The sequence below is a fragment of the Flavobacterium aureirubrum genome, from assembly GCF_038739835.1.
Taxonomy (GTDB): Bacteria; Bacteroidota; Bacteroidia; order Flavobacteriales; family Flavobacteriaceae; genus Flavobacterium; species Flavobacterium aureirubrum.
The window spans coordinates 1-253 of sequence record NZ_JBCGDO010000174.1; the positions used below are offsets into that span (position 1 = coordinate 1).

1 pseudogene is annotated in these 253 nt (G+C 43.1%); it reads right to left on the reverse strand.

The window, feature by feature from the left end:
• Positions 1 to 253, reverse strand: a pseudogene (locus WFZ85_RS16575) (IS1182 family transposase); the annotation flags it as partial.

A 253-nucleotide genomic window follows, 5' to 3' on the forward strand; every position in this document is an offset into this window, starting at 1 on the left:
AAGTTTCGAGCGCTAGGTTTTCTTTGGCTTCTATAGCAATAGCAGACAAGGCATTTTTATCGTTGCGGTTGATGGTGTGTGTGGCTACTACTAAGTTGTGTTTGTCATCTACTGCGGCTTGAATGTTATACGAAACTTCTACTACTTGCCCTTGAACCAGTAGTGCTCTAGCATCAGTATCGGTGGTGCTTACTTGGGGTTCGCCACTGGTTTTGAGTTCTTCTTCGAGCAGTTCGTATTTGATTTTGTTTTG